This window comes from Novosphingobium sp., from assembly GCF_030699305.1.
Classification (GTDB): Bacteria; Pseudomonadota; Alphaproteobacteria; order Sphingomonadales; family Sphingomonadaceae; genus Novosphingobium.
The window spans coordinates 97,077-114,696 of sequence record NZ_JAUYNB010000006.1; the positions used below are offsets into that span (position 1 = coordinate 97,077).

Annotated in this window: 21 protein-coding genes; 17 read left to right on the plus strand and 4 right to left on the minus strand. The window is 64.0% G+C overall.

What is annotated here, in order from left to right; genetic code table 11:
* Positions 1-49: 49 nt before the first annotated feature.
* The 3 genes from Q8Q53_RS01370 to Q8Q53_RS01380 are packed head-to-tail and all read left to right on the plus strand — an operon-like array spanning position 50 to position 2,486.
* Positions 50-823 carry a glutathione S-transferase family protein gene (locus Q8Q53_RS01370; RefSeq protein WP_305699951.1) on the plus strand — a complete coding sequence of 258 codons (774 nt, stop codon included), beginning with the start codon at positions 50-52 and terminating at the stop codon, positions 821-823.
* A 3-nt stretch (positions 824-826) separates the two neighbouring features.
* Positions 827-1,567, plus strand: coding sequence for an alpha/beta fold hydrolase (locus Q8Q53_RS01375; protein ID WP_305699952.1), 741 nt, complete (start codon positions 827-829; stop codon positions 1,565-1,567).
* Positions 1,568-1,586: 19 nt separating this feature from the next.
* Positions 1,587-2,486: a TauD/TfdA family dioxygenase gene (locus Q8Q53_RS01380; protein WP_305699953.1), complete on the plus strand. Its 900-nt coding sequence runs from the start codon at positions 1,587-1,589 to the stop codon at positions 2,484-2,486.
* A gap of 25 nt (positions 2,487-2,511) precedes the next feature.
* On the opposite strand, the gene Q8Q53_RS01385 is transcribed toward Q8Q53_RS01380, so the two are convergent.
* The 3 genes from Q8Q53_RS01385 to purU all read right to left on the minus strand — a co-directional run bounded on the left by Q8Q53_RS01385 (position 2,512) and on the right by purU (position 4,571).
* The gene (locus Q8Q53_RS01385) at positions 2,512-3,093 is read right to left on the minus strand and encodes a hypothetical protein (protein ID WP_305699954.1); all 582 of its coding nucleotides are present in this window, start codon (positions 3,091-3,093) and stop codon (positions 2,512-2,514) included.
* 55 nt (positions 3,094-3,148) lie between these two features.
* On the minus strand, positions 3,149-3,550 hold the full coding sequence (locus Q8Q53_RS01390; RefSeq protein ID WP_305699955.1) for a VOC family protein: 402 nt from the start codon (positions 3,548-3,550) through the stop codon (positions 3,149-3,151).
* A 166-nt stretch (positions 3,551-3,716) separates the two neighbouring features.
* Entirely contained in the window at positions 3,717-4,571 is an 855-nt protein-coding gene (purU, locus tag Q8Q53_RS01395) for a formyltetrahydrofolate deformylase (RefSeq protein ID WP_305699956.1), read from the minus strand.
* A gap of 133 nt (positions 4,572-4,704) precedes the next feature.
* On the opposite strand from purU, the gene Q8Q53_RS01400 reads away from it, so the two are divergent.
* The 10 genes from Q8Q53_RS01400 to pheT all read left to right on the plus strand — a co-directional run bounded on the left by Q8Q53_RS01400 (position 4,705) and on the right by pheT (position 14,602).
* Positions 4,705-6,105, plus strand: a complete 1,401-nt coding sequence (locus tag Q8Q53_RS01400) for an aminomethyl transferase family protein (protein WP_305699957.1) — start codon at positions 4,705-4,707, stop codon at positions 6,103-6,105.
* Positions 6,106-6,180: 75 nt separating this feature from the next.
* Positions 6,181-7,056 carry a methylenetetrahydrofolate reductase gene (locus Q8Q53_RS01405; RefSeq protein ID WP_305699958.1) on the plus strand — a complete coding sequence of 292 codons (876 nt, stop codon included), beginning with the start codon at positions 6,181-6,183 and terminating at the stop codon, positions 7,054-7,056.
* A gap of 13 nt (positions 7,057-7,069) precedes the next feature.
* Positions 7,070-7,753, plus strand: a complete 684-nt coding sequence (locus Q8Q53_RS01410) for an alpha/beta fold hydrolase (protein WP_305699959.1) — start codon at positions 7,070-7,072, stop codon at positions 7,751-7,753.
* A gap of 12 nt (positions 7,754-7,765) precedes the next feature.
* Positions 7,766-8,200 (plus strand): gamma-glutamylcyclotransferase, encoded by a 435-nt coding sequence (locus Q8Q53_RS01415; RefSeq protein WP_305699960.1) that lies wholly within the window; start codon positions 7,766-7,768, stop codon positions 8,198-8,200.
* Positions 8,201-8,323: 123 nt separating this feature from the next.
* Positions 8,324-8,527, plus strand: coding sequence for a 50S ribosomal protein L35 (gene rpmI / locus Q8Q53_RS01420; RefSeq protein WP_189539454.1), 204 nt, complete (start codon positions 8,324-8,326; stop codon positions 8,525-8,527).
* A gap of 13 nt (positions 8,528-8,540) precedes the next feature.
* Positions 8,541-8,903 carry a 50S ribosomal protein L20 gene (gene rplT / locus Q8Q53_RS01425; RefSeq protein WP_305699961.1) on the plus strand — a complete coding sequence of 121 codons (363 nt, stop codon included), beginning with the start codon at positions 8,541-8,543 and terminating at the stop codon, positions 8,901-8,903.
* 187 nt (positions 8,904-9,090) lie between these two features.
* Positions 9,091-9,978: an AraC family transcriptional regulator gene (locus Q8Q53_RS01430; protein WP_305699962.1), complete on the plus strand. Its 888-nt coding sequence runs from the start codon at positions 9,091-9,093 to the stop codon at positions 9,976-9,978.
* A gap of 82 nt (positions 9,979-10,060) precedes the next feature.
* Positions 10,061-10,978: a helix-turn-helix domain-containing protein gene (locus Q8Q53_RS01435; RefSeq protein WP_305699963.1), complete on the plus strand. Its 918-nt coding sequence runs from the start codon at positions 10,061-10,063 to the stop codon at positions 10,976-10,978.
* Between the two features lie 99 nt (positions 10,979-11,077).
* Positions 11,078-12,193 (plus strand): phenylalanine--tRNA ligase subunit alpha, encoded by a 1,116-nt coding sequence (pheS, locus tag Q8Q53_RS01440; protein WP_305699964.1) that lies wholly within the window; start codon positions 11,078-11,080, stop codon positions 12,191-12,193.
* A 15-nt stretch (positions 12,194-12,208) separates the two neighbouring features.
* Positions 12,209-14,602: a phenylalanine--tRNA ligase subunit beta gene (gene pheT / locus Q8Q53_RS01445; RefSeq protein ID WP_305699965.1), complete on the plus strand. Its 2,394-nt coding sequence runs from the start codon at positions 12,209-12,211 to the stop codon at positions 14,600-14,602.
* A 28-nt stretch (positions 14,603-14,630) separates the two neighbouring features.
* On the opposite strand, the gene aroC is transcribed toward pheT, so the two are convergent.
* Positions 14,631-15,698 carry a chorismate synthase gene (aroC, locus tag Q8Q53_RS01450; RefSeq protein ID WP_305699966.1) on the minus strand — a complete coding sequence of 356 codons (1,068 nt, stop codon included), beginning with the start codon at positions 15,696-15,698 and terminating at the stop codon, positions 14,631-14,633.
* A gap of 60 nt (positions 15,699-15,758) precedes the next feature.
* Between aroC and Q8Q53_RS01455 the strand changes: the two genes are divergently transcribed.
* Genes Q8Q53_RS01455 through Q8Q53_RS01470 form a run of 4 tightly spaced genes read left to right on the plus strand, consistent with a single transcriptional unit; the run spans position 15,759 to position 17,501 of the window.
* Positions 15,759-16,070, plus strand: a complete 312-nt coding sequence (locus tag Q8Q53_RS01455) for an antibiotic biosynthesis monooxygenase (protein WP_305699967.1) — start codon at positions 15,759-15,761, stop codon at positions 16,068-16,070.
* Positions 16,067-16,411 carry an arsenate reductase gene (locus Q8Q53_RS01460; RefSeq protein ID WP_305699968.1) on the plus strand — a complete coding sequence of 115 codons (345 nt, stop codon included), beginning with the start codon at positions 16,067-16,069 and terminating at the stop codon, positions 16,409-16,411. The genes Q8Q53_RS01455 and Q8Q53_RS01460 overlap by 4 nt, the downstream gene beginning before the upstream one ends.
* Positions 16,393-16,998: a nicotinamide riboside transporter PnuC gene (gene pnuC, locus Q8Q53_RS01465; protein WP_305699969.1), complete on the plus strand. Its 606-nt coding sequence runs from the start codon at positions 16,393-16,395 to the stop codon at positions 16,996-16,998. The genes Q8Q53_RS01460 and pnuC overlap by 19 nt, the downstream gene beginning before the upstream one ends.
* Positions 16,995-17,501 carry an ATP-binding protein gene (locus tag Q8Q53_RS01470; protein ID WP_305699970.1) on the plus strand — a complete coding sequence of 169 codons (507 nt, stop codon included), beginning with the start codon at positions 16,995-16,997 and terminating at the stop codon, positions 17,499-17,501. Before pnuC ends, Q8Q53_RS01470 begins: the two co-directional genes overlap by 4 nt.
* Positions 17,502-17,620 lie beyond the last annotated feature (119 nt).

Consider the following 17,620-nt stretch of genomic DNA (forward strand, 5'->3'; position numbering starts at 1 on the left):
CGAACGTGTCTCGACTTCGCTCGACACGAACGGATGAAGGGGAAACAGAATGAGCCTGAAATACTACCACGCCGAACCGCTGGCGAACTCGCTGAAATCGATGGTGCCGCTCAAGGAAAAGGGGCTGGCCTACGAAAGCGTCTATGTCGATCTGCACAAGTTCGAGCAGCATCAGGCTTGGTTCGTGCGCGTAAATCCCGAAGGCCAGGTACCGGTGCTGGACCATGACGGCATCATCATCACCCACACCACGGTGATCAACGAATACCTCGAAGACGCCTTCCCCGATGCCCAGCCCGCTGATGCCCCGCTGCGCCCGCGCGATCCGGTTGGCGCAGCGCGAATGCGCTATTGGAACAAGTTCGTTGACGAGCACGTGATGAACTTCGTGTCGATGCACGGCTGGCACCGGATGGTGGGCGTGATCGCCCGCAGCATTGACAGCGGCGAGTTCGAAAAGCTGATGGAAAACATCCCGCTGCCCGACCAGCGCAAGAAGTGGATGACCGCGCGCTCGGGCTTTTCGGAAAGCGACCTTGCCAACGCGACCGACAAGATCGTCTATGCTCTGGCCAAAATCGAGGATCAGCTGGGCCAGACCCGCTGGCTGGCGGGCGATACCTACACGCTGGCCGACATCAATTTCTACTCGCACTGCGGGATGATGGTGGAGCGGATGTTCCCCGAACTGGAAATCGCGGCGAAGTATCCGCGTCTGGTCGACTGGCGGGACCGTGTCACCGCCCGCCCCGCCGTGGCCGAGGCGCTGAAAAGCGAAGACCGCACCACGCCGGGCCTGCGCACCTGGTCGGGCGACCGGTAAACCGTGGCCGGTTTCGTTCTGATCCACGGCAGCTGGCATGGCGGCTGGTGCTTCGATGAAGTCACCGCCCGCCTGCGCGCTGCCGGTCACACGGTTATCGCCCCGACCCTGCCCGGAATGGGCGGGAACGAGGCGCAGCTGCGCGCCACCACCCTGCAAGGCTGGGGCGATTTCGCCGCCGCGCAGTGCCGCGCGCTGCAGGAGCAACTGGGCGGCGCGCCGGTCGTGCTGGGCGGCCATTCGCGCGGCGGGATCGTGGTGAGCACGGCCGCCGAAGCCGATCCTTCGGCGATGGGCGCACTGGTCTATATCTGCGCAATGATGCTGCCCGATGGCATGAGCCGCGCCGAATTCAAGGCGCTGGAAGAGCCGACCCCGGCCTTCGACGCGCTGATTTCCAAGGTCCACCACGGCGCCGGAACCGTGGTCGATCCCGCGCTGGCCGGGCCGGTATTCGCGCAACTCTCCCCGCCCGAACTGGTCGCCGCCGCACTGCCGCGCCTGCTGGCCGAACCGCACGGACCGCGCAGCGAGCCTTTGCACCTGACGGATGCGCGCTGGGGCAGCCTTCCGCGCACCTATGTCGAATGCACACAGGACCGGACGATTCCCATCGCCAGCCAGCGGCTGATGCAGCAGCTATCCCCCGGCGCGCGCGTGGTCACGCTGGAGAGCGATCATTCGCCCTACCTGTGCGCTGCGCAGGCCTTGGCGGACGCGCTGATCGCTGCGATACCGGGCTGAGCACGGGAGAGAGCCAGTCATGCGTGAAGTCCGCCTCAGCCCATCGGGCGGGTTCGATAATTCGGCCCGCGATTACCGCCACATCACCGTGCAGCCGATTGCGGCGGCAATGGGCGCGGAAGTGGTCGGCACGTCGCTGACGGACTTGTCGGATGAAGGCTTCGCTGAATTGCAGGACGCGCTGTGGCGGCACAAGCTGGTGTTCCTGCGCCACCAGCACCTGACCCATGCCGAGCATGAGGCCTTCGCCCGCCGCTGGGGCGAGTTCGCGCCCGATGCCTATACCCACGGCGTCCCCGGCCATCCCCATGTCCAGCCGGTGATCAAGGAAGCGGACCACCGCAGCAAGGGGCTGTTCGGCAGCGGCTGGCATACGGATTCACCATTTCTGCCCGAACCGCCGGGGGTAACCATCCTGCGCTCGGTCCAGATCCCGCCCTATGGCGGCGATACCGTCTGGGCCAACTGCGCGCTGGCCTACCGCACACTCAGCCCCGCGATGCAGGCAATGCTCGCCCCTTTGAAAGTGCGGATGAGCGCGCGCAACAACGCCTTCACGCAAAAGCTGGCCGACGGCAAGGAACTGTCCTTCGCCAGCGACGCCGCCCGCGCCGCCGCGCTGGAAGGCACCGGCCACCCGCTGGTCCGCACCCATCCGGTAACGGGCGAGAAGGCGCTGTATCTGGACGAAGTCTATGCAGTCGGCATCGACGGGCTAACCAGCGCAGAGGCCCGCCCGCTGCTGGAATTCCTGATCCAGCACATCACCCAGCACCACTTCACCTGCCGCCTGCGCTGGGACGAAGGCATGGTCGCGCTGTGGGACAACCGCACCGCCCTGCACCTCGCCGCCAATGATTACGACGGTTACCGGCGCGAAATGTACCGCACCACGCTGGCTGGAGAGCGGCCGGTTTAGGAATTTTGTACTGGAAATTCAGGTTTCAGGAAAAGTCGAAATAATCGGCCAACACCCTGACATTCCCAGCTTCTATGGGGTTACCCCCCCTACGGGCATCGATGGCAATGACTTCAACGTCAAGATTCCGCAAGCCGTCAACTTCAAACACAGTAAGGCAATTTCCAGATGAACCAAATTGGTTAGGGGATAATTGCACTACTCTTATCCGCTCAGGCGCAAAGGCTTTTATCAAATCACTACATACTGAAACAATCCCTTGGATTTTGTCCAACTTCCCTTCACGCCTCTTCGTCGGCCTAGGCTGAACAGCGTAAGCGAAGTTCATCCGTCGACAACCATGCTTTTTCCCATCCTGGAGTGCTCGACGAATTTCGTCATGAAAACTGGTCGTCGAAAGTCCTCGCTCGTGCGGTGATGCCGAGCGAACTACAAGGCCCCTCTCTTTCGAAAGACTAATTGGCGTCGTGTTTCTGCGGCGAACAATACCAGCCAAGCGCCTATCGCTGAGCATGTTTTGAAGGAGCCAAGTTTTGCCATCATTCTGTGCTCCGCACACAAGCATCATACGCTCAACGTGCGGCTGCAATACGCCAACATTTTCCATTTATCAGCCCCATCCGGTTAGTTGAGGGACATTAATAAATGGAAATATCCTCAGCTCAATCCCCGAAGAAGTTCAGCTCCAGCAGCACGTTGTTGGGATCGGCGGTGAAGATCTGGCGCAGGCCGATAGCCTCGACCAGATTGACCTGGTGGTCCAGCCCCATGGCGGCGATCCGGTCCATCACCGCATCATAGCCGGAACAGTTGAGCGCCACGTGGTGGACCGCGCCGGTCAGCGCACCCGGCTCTACCGCGCGGTCATAGGCGCGGGGGCAATCGGTGCTGTTGATGTGGATGATCGCCTTGCCGCCCGCGTCAACCATCCACTGCGCGTTGTCGCGCGTCAGCGGCGGCGGGCCGTCGCGGCGTTCCAGACTGAGCAGCGCGGCGTAAAACCGCGCCGTCTCGTCCAGCCGGTCGGTGATGATGTTGACGTGATCGAGCGCGTTGACCTGCATATCCCCATCCCTTTCAATACGGACTCACCACCCCAACTCCGCTCGTGCTGAGCCTGTCGAAGCACTGCCCTGTTTCTGCGCGCCACAAGGCCGACGCAAAGGGCAAATGCGGTGCTTCGACAAGCTCAGCACGAGCGAGCTTTGGGCCGAAACCTGTTCCGCCCACTCAGCTGCGGAACACAACCGTCTTGTCCTTGTTCAGCAGCACCCGGTCATCAAGGTGCATCCTCACCGCTTCGGCCAGCACGCGGCGTTCGATATCGCGGCCCTTGCGGACCATGTCGTCGGGCGAATCGGCATGGGTGACGGTTTCGACGTCCTGATGGATGATCGGACCTTCATCGAGGTCGGCCGTGACATAATGCGCGGTCGCGCCGATCATCTTCACCCCGCGCGCATGGGCCTGGTGATAGGGCTTGGCACCCTTGAAGCCGGGCAGGAAGCTGTGGTGAATATTGATGCAGCGACCCGACAGGAACCGGGCCAGATCATCCGACAGGATCTGCATATAGCGCGCCAGCACCACCAGCTCGGCCCCGGTTTCGGTGACAACCTGCTTGATCTGCGCTTCCTGCTGGGGCTTGGTGTCCCTGGTGATCGGGAAATGGTAATAAGGCACATCGCCCAGCAGCGAGATCGACAGCGCTTCCTTGGGATGATTGCCGATCACGGCGACGACATCCATGTTCAGTTCGCCGATCCGGTTGCGATAGAGCAGATCGCCCAGGCAGTGATCGAACTTGCTGACCATCAGCACCACCTTGCGCGGTGCGCCCTTGGCCCGCAGGTTCCAGTGCATTGCATATTCGGCGGCCAGCGGCTGAAATCCGGCGCGAATCGCGGCGACGTCCGCGCTGCCCGGATCAAACGCCACGCGCATGAAGAAATCCCCGCTGCCCTGATCGTTGAACTGCTGCGCTTCCAGAATATTAGCACCATTTTCAAACAGATAGCCGGTTACGCGCGCGGTGATCCCGGCACGGTCGCAGCAGGACAGGGTGAGGATCTGAACCTCGGCCATCAGCAAGTCTCCCAATATCACGAAGCGGGTTAGCGGTTCCGCTTTTCATTTGCACCGATAGCAAAATATAGTATGCAGTGCATACAAAATTGCAAACGGCAAAATTTTCAACCGGAGCGGGAGTCAGGGCAAAATGGCCATCACCAATCTTGAGCAGGTACTGAACGCACAGGGCAACATCGTCGACATGCTGCGCAATTCGCAGCTGGGGGCTTATGTGTACCCGGTCGTCGCACCTGAATTTTCCAACTGGCGCAGCGAACAGTGGGCATGGCAGCACAGCGCGGTGCTGTTCGACCAGTCGCACCACATGGTGAACCTGTATATCCGCGGCAAGGACGCGCTGAAGCTGCTGTCCGACACCATGGTCAACAGCGCCAAGGGCTGGACGGTCGGCAAGGCCAAGCAATACGTGCCGACCACGCCCTATGGCCACGTGATCGGTGACGGGATCATCTTCTGGGAAGAAGAAGAAAGCTTCACCTATGTCGGCCGCGCGCCCGCCAGCAACTGGCTGCGCTATCACGGCGCGACCGGCGGCTATGACGTCGAGATCGAGCTGGACGACCGTTCGCCGATGCGCCCGATGGGCAAGCCGGTCACCCGCAAGGAATGGCGCTTCCAGATTCAGGGGCCGAACGCCTGGGCCGTGATCGAAAAGCTGCACGGCGGGCCGCTGGAACAGCTCAAGTTCTTCAACATGAGCACGATGAACATCGCCGGCAAGACCGTGCGCACCCTGCGCCACGGCATGTCGGGCGCGCCGGGCCTTGAAATCTGGGGTCCCTATGCGGAGCAGGAAGAAATCCGCGCCGCAATTCTGGAAGCGGGCAAGGAATTCGGCCTGATCCCGTGCGGCAGCCGCGCTTATCCGTCGAACACGCTCGAATCGGGCTGGATCCCCTCGCCGCTCCCGGCGATCTACACCGGCGAAAAGCTCAAGGGCTTCCGTGAGTGGCTGGGTGCCGATTCGTATGAAGCGACCGGTTCGATCGGCGGTTCGTTCGTGTCGGACAACATCGAGGATTACTACCTCAACCCGTGGGAACTGGGTTACGGCGGCTTCGTGAAGTTCGACCATGACTTCCACGGCCGCGAAGCGCTGGAAGCGCTGGACCCGGCGGCGCAGCGCAAGAAGGTGACGCTGGCGTGGAACCCCGAAGACATGGCCAAGATCATGGCTTCGCTGTTCGATCCGGACGGTGATCAGTACAAGTTCTTCGACGTGCCGCTAGCGAACTATGCCTCGTCCAACTATGACCGCGTGGTCGATGCGGACGGCAAGACGGTCGGCCTGTCGATGTTCACCGGCTTCTCCTACAATGAAAAGCAGGCGCTCAGCCTTGCCACGGTCGATCCGGAAATCCCGGTTGGCACCGAAGTGCGCGTGGTCTGGGGCGAAGAAAACGGCGGCACGAAAAAGACCACCGTCGAACCGCACAAGCAGATCGAAGTACGCGCCATCGTCAGCAGCATTCCCTACAGCCGCGTGGCCCGTGAAAACTACGCAGAAGGCTGGCGCACCGGCCGCTGAGCCTGACCAGGGCCGGGCAGCCCGCAGCGTCACAATGGCGCGCGGGCTGCGCTGGCTGTCCAAGAGGATGCACCGATGGCCAAACCGCTGATTCACCCCAACTGGGACAAGACGCCCGAAGGGATCACTGACGGCTTCAGCCTGGAAATGACCGCCAAGGACATCGATTCGCTGCGCGAAGCGGCGCACCTGATCCCGGTCGACACCCCTGTGGCCGTGACGTTCCTGCCCGGTGAGGACGCCGAAGCCCGTGTTGCCGCCACCATGGCCGTGCGCGAGCTGGGGTTTGAACCGATGCCGCACTTTTCGGCCCGCCGGATCACCTCTGAAGACGATTTCGAAGGCTATCTGAAAGCGGTGGTCGAGCGCGCCGGCGTGACCCGCTGCTTCATCGTGGCGGGCGATCCGCCTGAGCCGCAAGGCCCCTATTTCGATACGTCCGCCCTGATCGCCACTGGCGCGTTCGAGCGGGCGGGGATCAAGGCGATCGGTGTTGGCGGGCACCCCGAAGGGCATCCCAACATGACCGAGGCGGAATGCTGGGCCGTGCTGGAAAGCAAGGTCCGCGCAATCGAAGCGCGCGGCATGGCGCCGCTGGTGGTTACGCAGTTCGGGTTCGATCCGGACGCGTTTCTGGCCTGGCTCCGGCAATTGCGGGCGCACGGACTGGACGTGCCGGTGCGGATCGGCGTGCCGGGGCCCGCCAGCATCAAGGCGCTGCTCCGCTTTGCCACGCGCTGCGGCGTGGGTGCGTCAGCCAGCGTACTGAAGAAATACGGCATCTCGCTCACCAACCTGATCGGCAGCGCCGGGCCGGACAAGCTGGTCGATGCGTTCGCGCGCGGGCTGGGCGATGAACATGGCCGGGTGCGGCTGCACTTCTATCCGTTCGGGGGGATGGTGAAGACGGTGGAATGGATCGCCGCCTATAACCGGAAGCACGGCCTCTGATGGAGCGCGGGGCATGACCGATTACGTCCTGGTCCACGGGGCGTGGGGCGGCGGCTGGGCCTATGACCGGCTGGCGCGTGAGTTGACGACGCGCGGCCACCGCGTGCTGGTGGCGCAGCTGACCGGGCTGGGCGGCCGCGCGGCGGAATTGAACCCCGCGATCACGCTGACCACGCATATCGACGATGTGACCGCGCAGATTGCCGATGCCGGGTTCGACCGGTTCGTGCTGTGCGGCCATTCGTGGGGCGGGATGGTCATCACCGGGGTCGCCACCCGGCTGGGCGGGCGGATCGACGCAATCTGCTATATCGACGCGTTCCTGCCCGCCGACGGCCAGTCGCTGTGGGACATCACCGGCACGTGGGAACACGACTATTACATCGAGGCGCAAAAGGATGCGCCGGGGCTGGTGCTGCCCTTTCCGCCCTCACGCGGGAAACCGGGCTATGGCCGTCACCCATTGCTGACCCTGACCGAGCCGGTCCATTTCACCGGTGAGGAGGCAAAGGTCCGCCGCCGCGTCTACATTTATGCCACCGGCTACAACCCCACCCCGTTCACCCGGTTCCGCAATCAGGTGATCGGGCAAGGCAACTGGGAACTGCACGAAGTGGGCGGCGGGCACGACGTGATGGCGGATGAACCCGAACGCCTGCTGCAAATCGTATTGGGCCTGAACGCCGCTTCACGCTAGACCGGGCCGGTGATGCCCTTCTTCTTCTATGGCACGCTGCTGGATGGCAGCGACAATCCGGTCGCAGCGGCGATCCATGCGCTGCTGGAACCGGTCGGCCCGGCCACGGTCCACGGCGCGCTGTTTGCCGTTCCCGATGCGCTCGGCTGGTTCCCGGCGCTGGTGGTCGGCGATGGGCTGGCGCACGGCAAACTCTATGCCGCGCGCGCCGGGTTCGGGGCTGCCGACCTTGCCGCAATGGACCGCTATGAGGATTTCGATCCGGCCAATCCTGCCGCCTCGCTCTATCTCCGGCAGGAACTGGAATTGACCGGCGGCGGCTCGGCGCAGGTCTATGTCTGGAACCGCCCGCTGCCTGCCGGGGCCGAGCCGATCGCGGACGGCGATTTCCGGCACTGGCTGGAAAGCCGGGGAATGCCGCAATTCCGGGGCTCGCACGGCGGTTAGCGCTTGCCTTCCTGCTGATTCGGCCCTAGGGGCGCGCTCTTCGACGACACGATTTCGATGGTCCGCCTGGCTAACAAGGGCTGCCAGGGCGGATTGGACGTGTCCCTGAACAAGGAGACTGAAATGCCCAAGCTCAAGACGAAGAGCGGCGTCAAAAAGCGCTTCAAGCTCACCGCAACCGGCAAGATCAAGCACGGTGCGGTTGGCAAGCGGCACCGTTTGATCAGCCACAACGCCAAGTACATCCGCCAGCATCGCCGCACCGACACGATCTCTGACGCTGATGCGAAGACGATCAAGAAGTGGGCGCCCTACGGGCTGAACTGAGGAGTACTGAAGTATGGCACGTGTCAAAAGGGGTGTTACCACCCGCGCCAAGCACAAGAATATTCTGGAACAGGCCAAGGGTTACCGCGGCCGCCGGAAAAACACGATCCGCGTCGCGCGGCAGGCCGTCGAAAAGGCTGGCCAGTATGCGTATCGCGACCGCAAGGTTAAGAAGCGCAGCTTCCGCGCCCTGTGGATCCAGCGCATCAACGCGGCGGTCCGCGCTGAAGGCCTGACCTATTCGCAGTTCATCCACGGCACCAAGCTGGCCGGGATCGAGCTGGACCGCAAGTCCATGGCCGATCTGGCCATGAACGAAGGCGGCGTGTTCAGCGCCGTGATCGCACAGGCCAAGGCTGCATTGCCGGCTGCCTGAGCATCGCACTTGCGATAACAAGATCGGGGCGCGGCGGGAGAACCTGCCGCGCCCTTTTCTTTTTGCCCTGCCTGCACAAACATTTGGCCGACAATTGGCACTTGCCCGTTATTCGCAACTGCGGCAGTCTAGTTTCTTGACTGTAGCGGCCAATAGCTGGCTGGTTGGGCACCAGGGGACAATTTCCATGATGAAGCAGGTAATCGGCGATGCCATTACAGTGCGCTTTTTCATGCCATCCCCCGAACTCGCGCCCTATTTTACAACCTTTTACCTGACCGAAGTCAAAGTTTCAGAGACGGACGAGGTGGAGGACTGGCTGCATCCCGAATGGGCCAATATCCGCTTTGCCCAAAACCCCAACATGCGGGCCGCCGTGGGGGATGAACCGCTCCGCGCCGCACCGCGCATGATCGCAACCGGCCCGACCAGTCTGGCCGGGCACTTCGTGTCCGGCCCGTTTCGCACCTGGGGCATCGGCATCCAGCCGCTGGGCTGGTCACGGTTCTGCAATGGTCCGGCCGCAGATCTCGTTGACCGGTTCTGCGATGGCACCGATTGTGCAGCATTTGCAGCGTTTGCGCCGCTGCTGGACGAGATCTATGCGGGGATCCCGGACCCGGCAGGTGAAGCCGCGCGGATTGACGCCTTCCTGCTGGCATTGCTGAAACAGCGCCCCCCGGCCGATGATGAAGCGCGAATCCACACCGCCCACACCGCACTGGTCGATCAGGAAGTCGGCTCCGTCAGCGAACTGGCCGGCCGACTGGGAATGTCTTCGCGCTCGCTGGAGCGGCTGTCGCTGCGGGCATTCGGCTTTTCACCGAAACTGCTGCTGCGCCGCCAACGGTTTTTGCGCAGTCTGGCGCAGTTCATGCTCGATCCCTCGCTCACCTGGATCAGCACGCTGGATTGGCAGTATGTCGATCAGGCGCATTTCGTGCGTGATTTCAAACGTTTCATGGGAATGAGCCCCAGCCGTTATGCCGCGCTTGACCATCCCGTCCTGCGCGCCGCAGCGCGCGCCCGCGCCGCAGCAGCCGGAGCGGCAGTGCAGGCGCTGCACCGCCCCTGATAATTTATGACCGGCACACCGCTTGCCAAGCGCCGCGCGCTGGGCAATGCTAAGCCTGAACGCGAATGAGGGACTTGCTTCTGTGTCATCGCAAATCGCTGTAAAAGTGCGGTTCTATTCCCCACCGGAAGATCTCCGCCGCTATTTCACCACGTTTTATCATACCACCATCGACCTGCCGGAAGGCGCCACCGTGAAGGATGCCCTGCAACCGGAATGGGCAAACCTGCGGGTGTTTTCCGGCGGCACGCCAACTGCCTGGGTCGAAGGCGGGCCGGTGCTGACTGGTTCGCGGATGGTTGTGACCGGGCCGTCATCGAAAGCGATCAATTTCGAAATCCCCGCCACGCGGATGTGGGGTATTGGCCTGCTGCCACTAGGCTGGGCACGGTACATGCCGCGTGAGGCGGCACTTTGCGCCAATTCCCTGACCTGCGGCTATGAACACCCGGATTGCGCCCCGTTCCGCGTACTGGCCGACAAGGTGTTCCAGGGCGAACCTTGCGAGGAAGCGGAACTGGCCCGGATCATCGCGTTCTTTCGCAGCTTTCCACCCGCCAAGGGCCTGGAAACGGACCGCATCCTGCGGATTCACAACGCCATCGTCGATCCCGCGATCGGCAACGTCAGGGAACTGGTCGACAAAGTCGGGATGGGACAGCGGACGATCGAGCGGACTTGTTCGCGCGCGTTCGGGTTTTCTCCCAAAGTGCTGCTGCGTCGCCAGCGGTTCATGCGCAGCCTGACCCAGTATATGCTGGACCCCTCGCTGAAATGGATCGGTGCGATCGACAGCCAGTATCACGATCAGGCCCAGTTCGTGCGCGACTTCCACGAATTCATGGGCACCAACCCGCGTGAATATGCCGCGCGCCCGCATCCGATCCTGAACCGCTTCATGCAGGAACGCATGCGGATGCACGGCGCGGCAGTCCAGACGATGGACCGTCCGGAGGGAACCAGCCCCAGCAGTGTGGACGCACCTGCCAACGCCGCCTGAGGCAAAACCGGGTGCCCGCACGCAAAACCAGTTGGACCCGCCGCGCTGCATGGCTAAAGGCGCGGGTTCAGACTTGGTATTCGGGCGGGACGATCAAACGTGGATTACGCAGCAACCCTTGAACAGGCGCTGGCGCGCATTGCCAATGCGGCTGACCTTGACGCGCTGGAACAGCTGCGGGTCGAACTGCTGGGCAAGCAGGGTTCGATTTCCGGCCTGATGAAAACGCTGGGCGGGATGTCACCCGAAGACCGCCAGACCGTTGGCCCGCAAATCCAGGGCTTGCGCGAAGGCGCAACAAGCGCACTGACCGCCCGCAAGGCCGCGATGGAAAGCGCCGCGCTCGAAGCGCGCCTCGCCACCGAAAGCATCGACCTGACCCTGCCCGCCCCCAGCGCGCCGCGCGGCACCGTCCATCCGGTCAGCCAGGTGCTGGACGAGCTGGCCGAAATCTTCGCCGACATGGGCTTCGCCGTCGCCACCGGGCCGGAGATCGAGGACGACTGGCACAATTTCACCGCGCTCAACATTCCGGAAAGCCACCCGGCCCGCGCGATGCATGACACGTTCTATTTCCCGGACAAGGACGCCGAAGGGCGCTCGATGCTGCTGCGTACCCACACCAGCCCGGTGCAGATCCGCACCATGCTGGACGTGGTCAAGGCGAATCCCGGCGGCGCGCCGATCCGGATCATCGCACCGGGCCGGGTTTACCGGTCGGACTCCGACGCCACCCACACCCCGATGTTCCACCAGGTCGAAGGCCTGGTGATCGACAAGGGCATTCATCTGGGCCACCTGAAGTGGACGCTGGAAACCTTCCTGAAGGCGTTCTTTGAGCGTGACGATATCGTGCTGCGTCTTCGCCCCAGCTATTTCCCGTTCACCGAGCCTTCGGTTGAAGTCGATGTGGGCTTTGCGATTGTGAATGGAAAGCGCGTGCTGGGCGGCAGCGGCGATGCGCCGGGGCATGGCTGGATGGAGCTGCTGGGCAGCGGCATGGTCAACCACCACGTGATCCGTGCGGGCGGGCTGGACCCGGACGAATGGCAGGGCTTTGCCTTTGGCATCGGCGTCGACCGGATTGCGATGCTCAAATACGGGATGGATGATTTGCGTGCGTTTTTCGATGGCGATGCCCGCTGGCTCGCCCACTATGGCTTCTCCGCGCATGACGCACCGACCCTGTCGGCTGGCGTCGGCACGGCAGCATAAGAGGAGGGACGGACCATGAAATTCTCGCTCTCCTGGCTTCAGGATCATCTGGAAACCACTGCCACGGCCGATGAAATCGCCGCGAAGCTCAACGCCATCGGGCTTGAGGTTGAAGGCGTCGAAGACCCCGCTGCAAAGCTGACCGGCTTTCGCGTTGCCAAGGTCCTCACCGCCGCCCGCCACCCTGATGCCGACAAGCTGCAAGTGCTGTCGGTTGATGTGGGCGATGGCACCCCGCTGCAAGTCGTCTGCGGCGCGCCCAACGCGCGGGCGGGTATGATCGGCGTGCTCGGCCTGCCCGGTGCGATCGTTCCGGCGGGTGGCATGGAACTGAAAAAGTCCGCGATCCGGGGCGTCGAATCCAACGGCATGATGTGCTCCACCCGTGAACTGGAACTGGGCGAGGATCACGACGGGATCATCGAACTGCCCGAAGACGCGCCGCTGGGCATGGCCTTTGCCGATTATCACGGCAGCGACCCGGTGTTCGACGTGGCGATCACCCCCAACCGCCCGGACTGCATGGGCGTGTACGGCATCGCCCGCGATCTGGCGGCGGCGGGCCTTGGCACGATGAAGCCGGTTGCGGCCAAGGCGGTGGTGGGCAGCTTCCCCTGCCCGACCGAAATCCGCACCGACGATCCGGCGGGCTGTCCGGCCTTCTATGGCCGCGTGATCAAGGGCGTCAGCAACGGCACCTCGCCCGACTGGATGCAGGCCCGCCTGCTGAGTGCCGGTCAGCGCCCGATATCGGCGCTGGTGGACATCACCAACTACGTCATGCTCGCCTTTGGTCGCCCTGCGCACGCCTATGACCTGGCCAAACTGACCGGCGCGATCTTCGCCCGCCGCGCGGCGGACGGCGAATCCGTGCTGGCGCTGAACGGCAAGGAATACGCGCTCGACAGCAGCATGACCGTGATCGCAGATGATGCCGGCGTCCACGACATTGCCGGGATCATGGGGGGTGAGCATTCGGGCTGTTCGGAATCGACCACCGATGTGCTGCTGGAAGTTGCTTACTTCGATTCCGTCCGGATCGGCGATACGGGCCGCAAGCTGAACCTGACGTCGGATGCGCGCCAGCGGTTCGAACGCGGGGTCGATCCGGCGTTCCTCGATACCGGGCTGGACCTGCTGACCGGACTGATCCTGGAGATCTGCGGCGGTGAGCCGTCCGAAGTGGTCCGCGCAGGCACCCCGCCCGCCACGCCCAGGGTCATCGCCTACGACCCCGCCCGCTCGCTCTGGCTGGGCGGGGTGACGATCCCCGACGATACGCAGCGCGCGATGCTGGCGGCACTGGGCTTTATCGCGGACGACAGCTGGAACGTGACCGTGCCAACCTGGCGTCCGGACGTGGACGGCGCAGCCGACCTCGTCGAAGAAGTGGTCCGCATCCACGGGATCGACAACGTCGCCAGCGTCGCTCTCCCGCGCGCTGATGGCGTTGCCCGTCCGACCGCGACCCCGGCGCAGAAGCTGGAACGCCGCGTCCGCCGCGCCGCTGCCGCGCGCGGCCTGAACGAGGCTGTGACGTGGTCCTTCCTGCCGGTGCCCGAAGCCGAGGCCTTCGCTACGGGCAACGACGGACTGTGGGTGCTGGCGAACCCGATCAGCGAAGACATGAAGGCGATGCGCCCATCCTTGCTGCCCGGCCTGCTGTCGGCCGTCCGCCGCAACGTCGATCGCGGTGCCGCCAGCCTGCGCCTGTTCGAACTCGGTCGCCGGTACTTGCGCGGAGCGAACGGCGCGAGCGACGAGCGCCTGACGCTGGGCGCGGTGCTGGCCGGGGAAAAGACACCGCGCGGCTGGGCAACTGGCAAGGCGCAGGCCTTTGACGCGTTCGATGCCAAGGCCGAAGCGCTGGCGCTGCTGGCCGAAGCGGGCGCACCGGTCGATAACCTGGCTGTCATGGGCGAAGCCGGTCCGCAGTTCCATCCGGGCCAGTCCGGCACCCTGCGGCTGGGACCGAAAACGGTGCTGGCGCGGTTCGGGATGCTGCATCCGGCCACGCTGAAGCAGTTCGACATCGGTGTGCCGGTGGCGGCGGTGGAACTGTTCCTGGAAGCCATTCCGGGCAAGCGCGGCGCGGCGACGTTCGCCCGCAGCGCCTATGCGCCCCCCGCGCTGCAGGCCGTGACGCGCGACTTCGCGTTCCTGGTCGATGCGGCTCTGCCAGCCGGTGATCTGGTCCGCACCGTGAAGAGCGCGGACAAGGCCAACATCGTCGCCGTCCGCCTGTTCGATGACTTCCGCGGTCAGGGCGTGCCCGAAGGCCAGAAATCCCTGGCCATCGAAGTCACGCTGCAACCGGGCGACAAGTCCTATGCCGAAGCCGACCTGAAAGCGATTGCCGAGCGGGTGACCACAGCTGCGGGGAAACTGGGCGCGGTGCTGCGGGGTTAAGCTTCCTCCCCCTTGGGAGCGGGGATGATCAGCCGCACTGCCCCCGGTGGAGCAGCTTCTGATCGGCCAGCACCAGCGCCATCATCGCTTCGACCACCGGCACGCCGCGAATGCCGACGCAGGGGTCGTGGCGGCCCTTGGTGAACATTTCCGCCGCTTCACCGTCCGGGGTGATGGTCTGCTGCGGGGTGAGGATTGAGCTGGTCGGCTTGAACGCCACGCGCACCACCACTGGCTGCCCGGTGGAAATCCCGCCCGCGATCCCGCCTGCGTGGTTGGCCAGAAATGCCGGACCGCCCGCCGCAGGTCGCATCGGATCGGCGTTCTGCTCACCCGTCAGGCGCGCGGCGGCGAAGCCGTCGCCGATTTCCATGCCCTTGACCGCATTGATCCCCATCATCGCACTGGCGAGTTCGGAATCGAGCTTGGCATAGAGCGGCGCGCCCCATCCGGCGGGAACGCCGGTCGCCACGCATTCGACCACCGCGCCGACCGAAGACCCGGCCAGCCGCGCATCGTCGACGATCTTTTCCCAGCGCTTCGCCGCGATCGGATCGGGGCAGAAGAACGGGTTGTTGCGAATTTCGCCCGTATCGAAATTCGTCCTGTCGATCACATCGCCGCCGATTTCGGAGACATAGGCCAGGATCGTGACTTCCGGGATCACCAGCCGCGCCACGCCGCCCGCCGCGACCCGCGCCGCCGTTTCGCGCGCGGATGAGCGCCCGCCGCCGCGATAGTCGCGAAAGCCGTACTTGGCGTCATAGGCATAGTCCGCGTGGCCAGGGCGATAGGCCTTGGCGACTTCGGAATAATCCTTGGAGCGCTGGTCGACATTCTCGATCATCAGGCTGATCGGTGTGCCGGTCGTCTTGCCTTCGAACACGCCGGACAGTATCCGCACCGCGTCCGGCTCCTGCCGCTGGGTGGTGAACTTCGACTGGCCGGGCCGCCGCGCATCGAGGAACGGCTGGATCACGCTTTCATCGATGGTCAGCCCCGGCGGGCACCCATCGACCACGGCACCCAGCGCCGGCCCATGGCTTTCGCCCCAGGTGGTGAAACGGAACAGGCGGCCAAAAGTGTTCACGGACATGGTCCCGCTTTGGCCAAAAATGGTGGACGGCGCAAGCGCGGCCCCGCTAAGCCGGTGCCCATGTTCCTCGTCGTCTTCCGCAACCGCAAGCGCGCCAACATCGATGCCGCCGCGTATTCCGCCGATGCCGCCCGGATGGAGGCGCTCGCCCGCGCCCAGCCGGGGTTCGTTTCGTTCAAGGGCTATACCGCCGATGACGGCGAGGTGATCGCCTTGTCCGAATGGGCCAGCGCCGATGCCGCCCGTGCGTGGGGCAGCCACCCGGACCACAGCGCCACGCAATCACGCGGGCGGGCCGAATACTATCAGGACTACACCCTCTACACCTGCGACAACCCGCGCACCCACCACTTCGAGAGGCCGCAATCGTGACTGTCACCGTCTATGGCATCCCCAACTGCGATACCGTCAAGAAGGCCCGCACGTGGCTGGATGCGCACGCCATCGCCTATGCCTTTCATGACTACAAGAAGGCCGGGGCCGATGCGGGCAAGCTGGTGCAGTGGTGCACGGCGGCGGGGTGGGAAAAGGTGCTGAACCGCGCCGGAACGACGTTCCGCAAGCTGCCCGATGCCGACAAGGACGGGCTGGACGCGGCCAAGGCCATCGCGCTGATGGCCGCCAACCCCAGCTGCATCAAGCGGCCCATCGTCGAGCATCCCGGCGGGCTGCTGGTGGGTTTCAAACCGGATGAGTGGGCAGCGGCGCTTTGATTCCGGCCTGGACCGAACTGGCCGGGGCGGCGCTGGGTCTGCTCAATATCGTATTGCTGGTGCGCCGGTCGGTCTGGAACTTTCCGGCGGCGATGGCGATGGTCAGCCTGATCGGGGTGACGCTGTTTCAGGCGCGGCTCTATGCCGAGACCGGGCTGCAGGTGTTCTTTTTCGTGGTCAATGCGTGGGGCTGGTATCTGTGGATCGCGGCGCGCGGGGCCAATGCGGGCGCCGCTGGAAACCCTGATGATCGCAAAGTGCCGGTCGGCTGGATGACCGACCGCGCGCGGTTCGTCTGGGCGGCGATCACGGCGGCGCTGTCGCTCTCGCTCGGCTGGCTGCTGCACCGCTTCACCAACGCCGCGCTGCCCTTTGCCGATTCCGCGATTGCCGGGGCCAGCGTCACCGCGCAGATCCTGCTGTCGCTGCGGCGGATCGAGAACTGGGTGCTGTGGATCGCGATCGATGTGCTGGCGGTCATGCTCTACATCAACCGCGGGCTGTATTTCCTCGCCGCGCTTTACGTCGTGCTGGGGGTGATGTCGGTGCTGGGGCTGCGCGAATGGCGCAAGGTGGCGACGCGGTGATCCAAATCTGCTTTCACGGCGCGGAAAGCACCGGCAAGTCAGTGCTGGCGGACAAACTGGCGCGCGCGCTGGGTGTGCCATGGGTGCCCGAATATGGCCGCGCCTATTGCGAGGCGCGCGGCACCGACCTGACCATGGCCGATCTGCTGGCAATTGCCGAAGGGCAGCAAGCCGCCATTGATGCCGCCAGCGCGAGCGATCCGCCGCTCCTGCTGCTCGATACCGACCAGCTGATGACTGCTGCCTGGGCGGAAATGCTGTTCGGCGAAGTGCCGGATGCGTTGCTGGCCTATCCCAAGGCCGACCGCTACCTGCTGTTCAGCGCGGACGTGCCGTGGGTGGAGGATGGCACCCGGCTATTCGGCCAGACCGCGCAGCGCGCGCGTTTCGCCGATCTGGCAGAGGCCGTGCTACAGCGCGCCGGGGTGAAATGGCAGCGGATCGGCGGAACCTGGCCCGAACGCGAGGCGCAAGTGCGCGCGGCACTCACCGACCTGACGTGAACCTGACAAACTTCGGGAAAATCAGGATTTTACTGGAGCGTTTTACTACAATTTTACGACAGGCCTGCTAAGTCGATGCGGGGCATTCAAAAACTGGCGCAATTGCTGTGCCACATAAA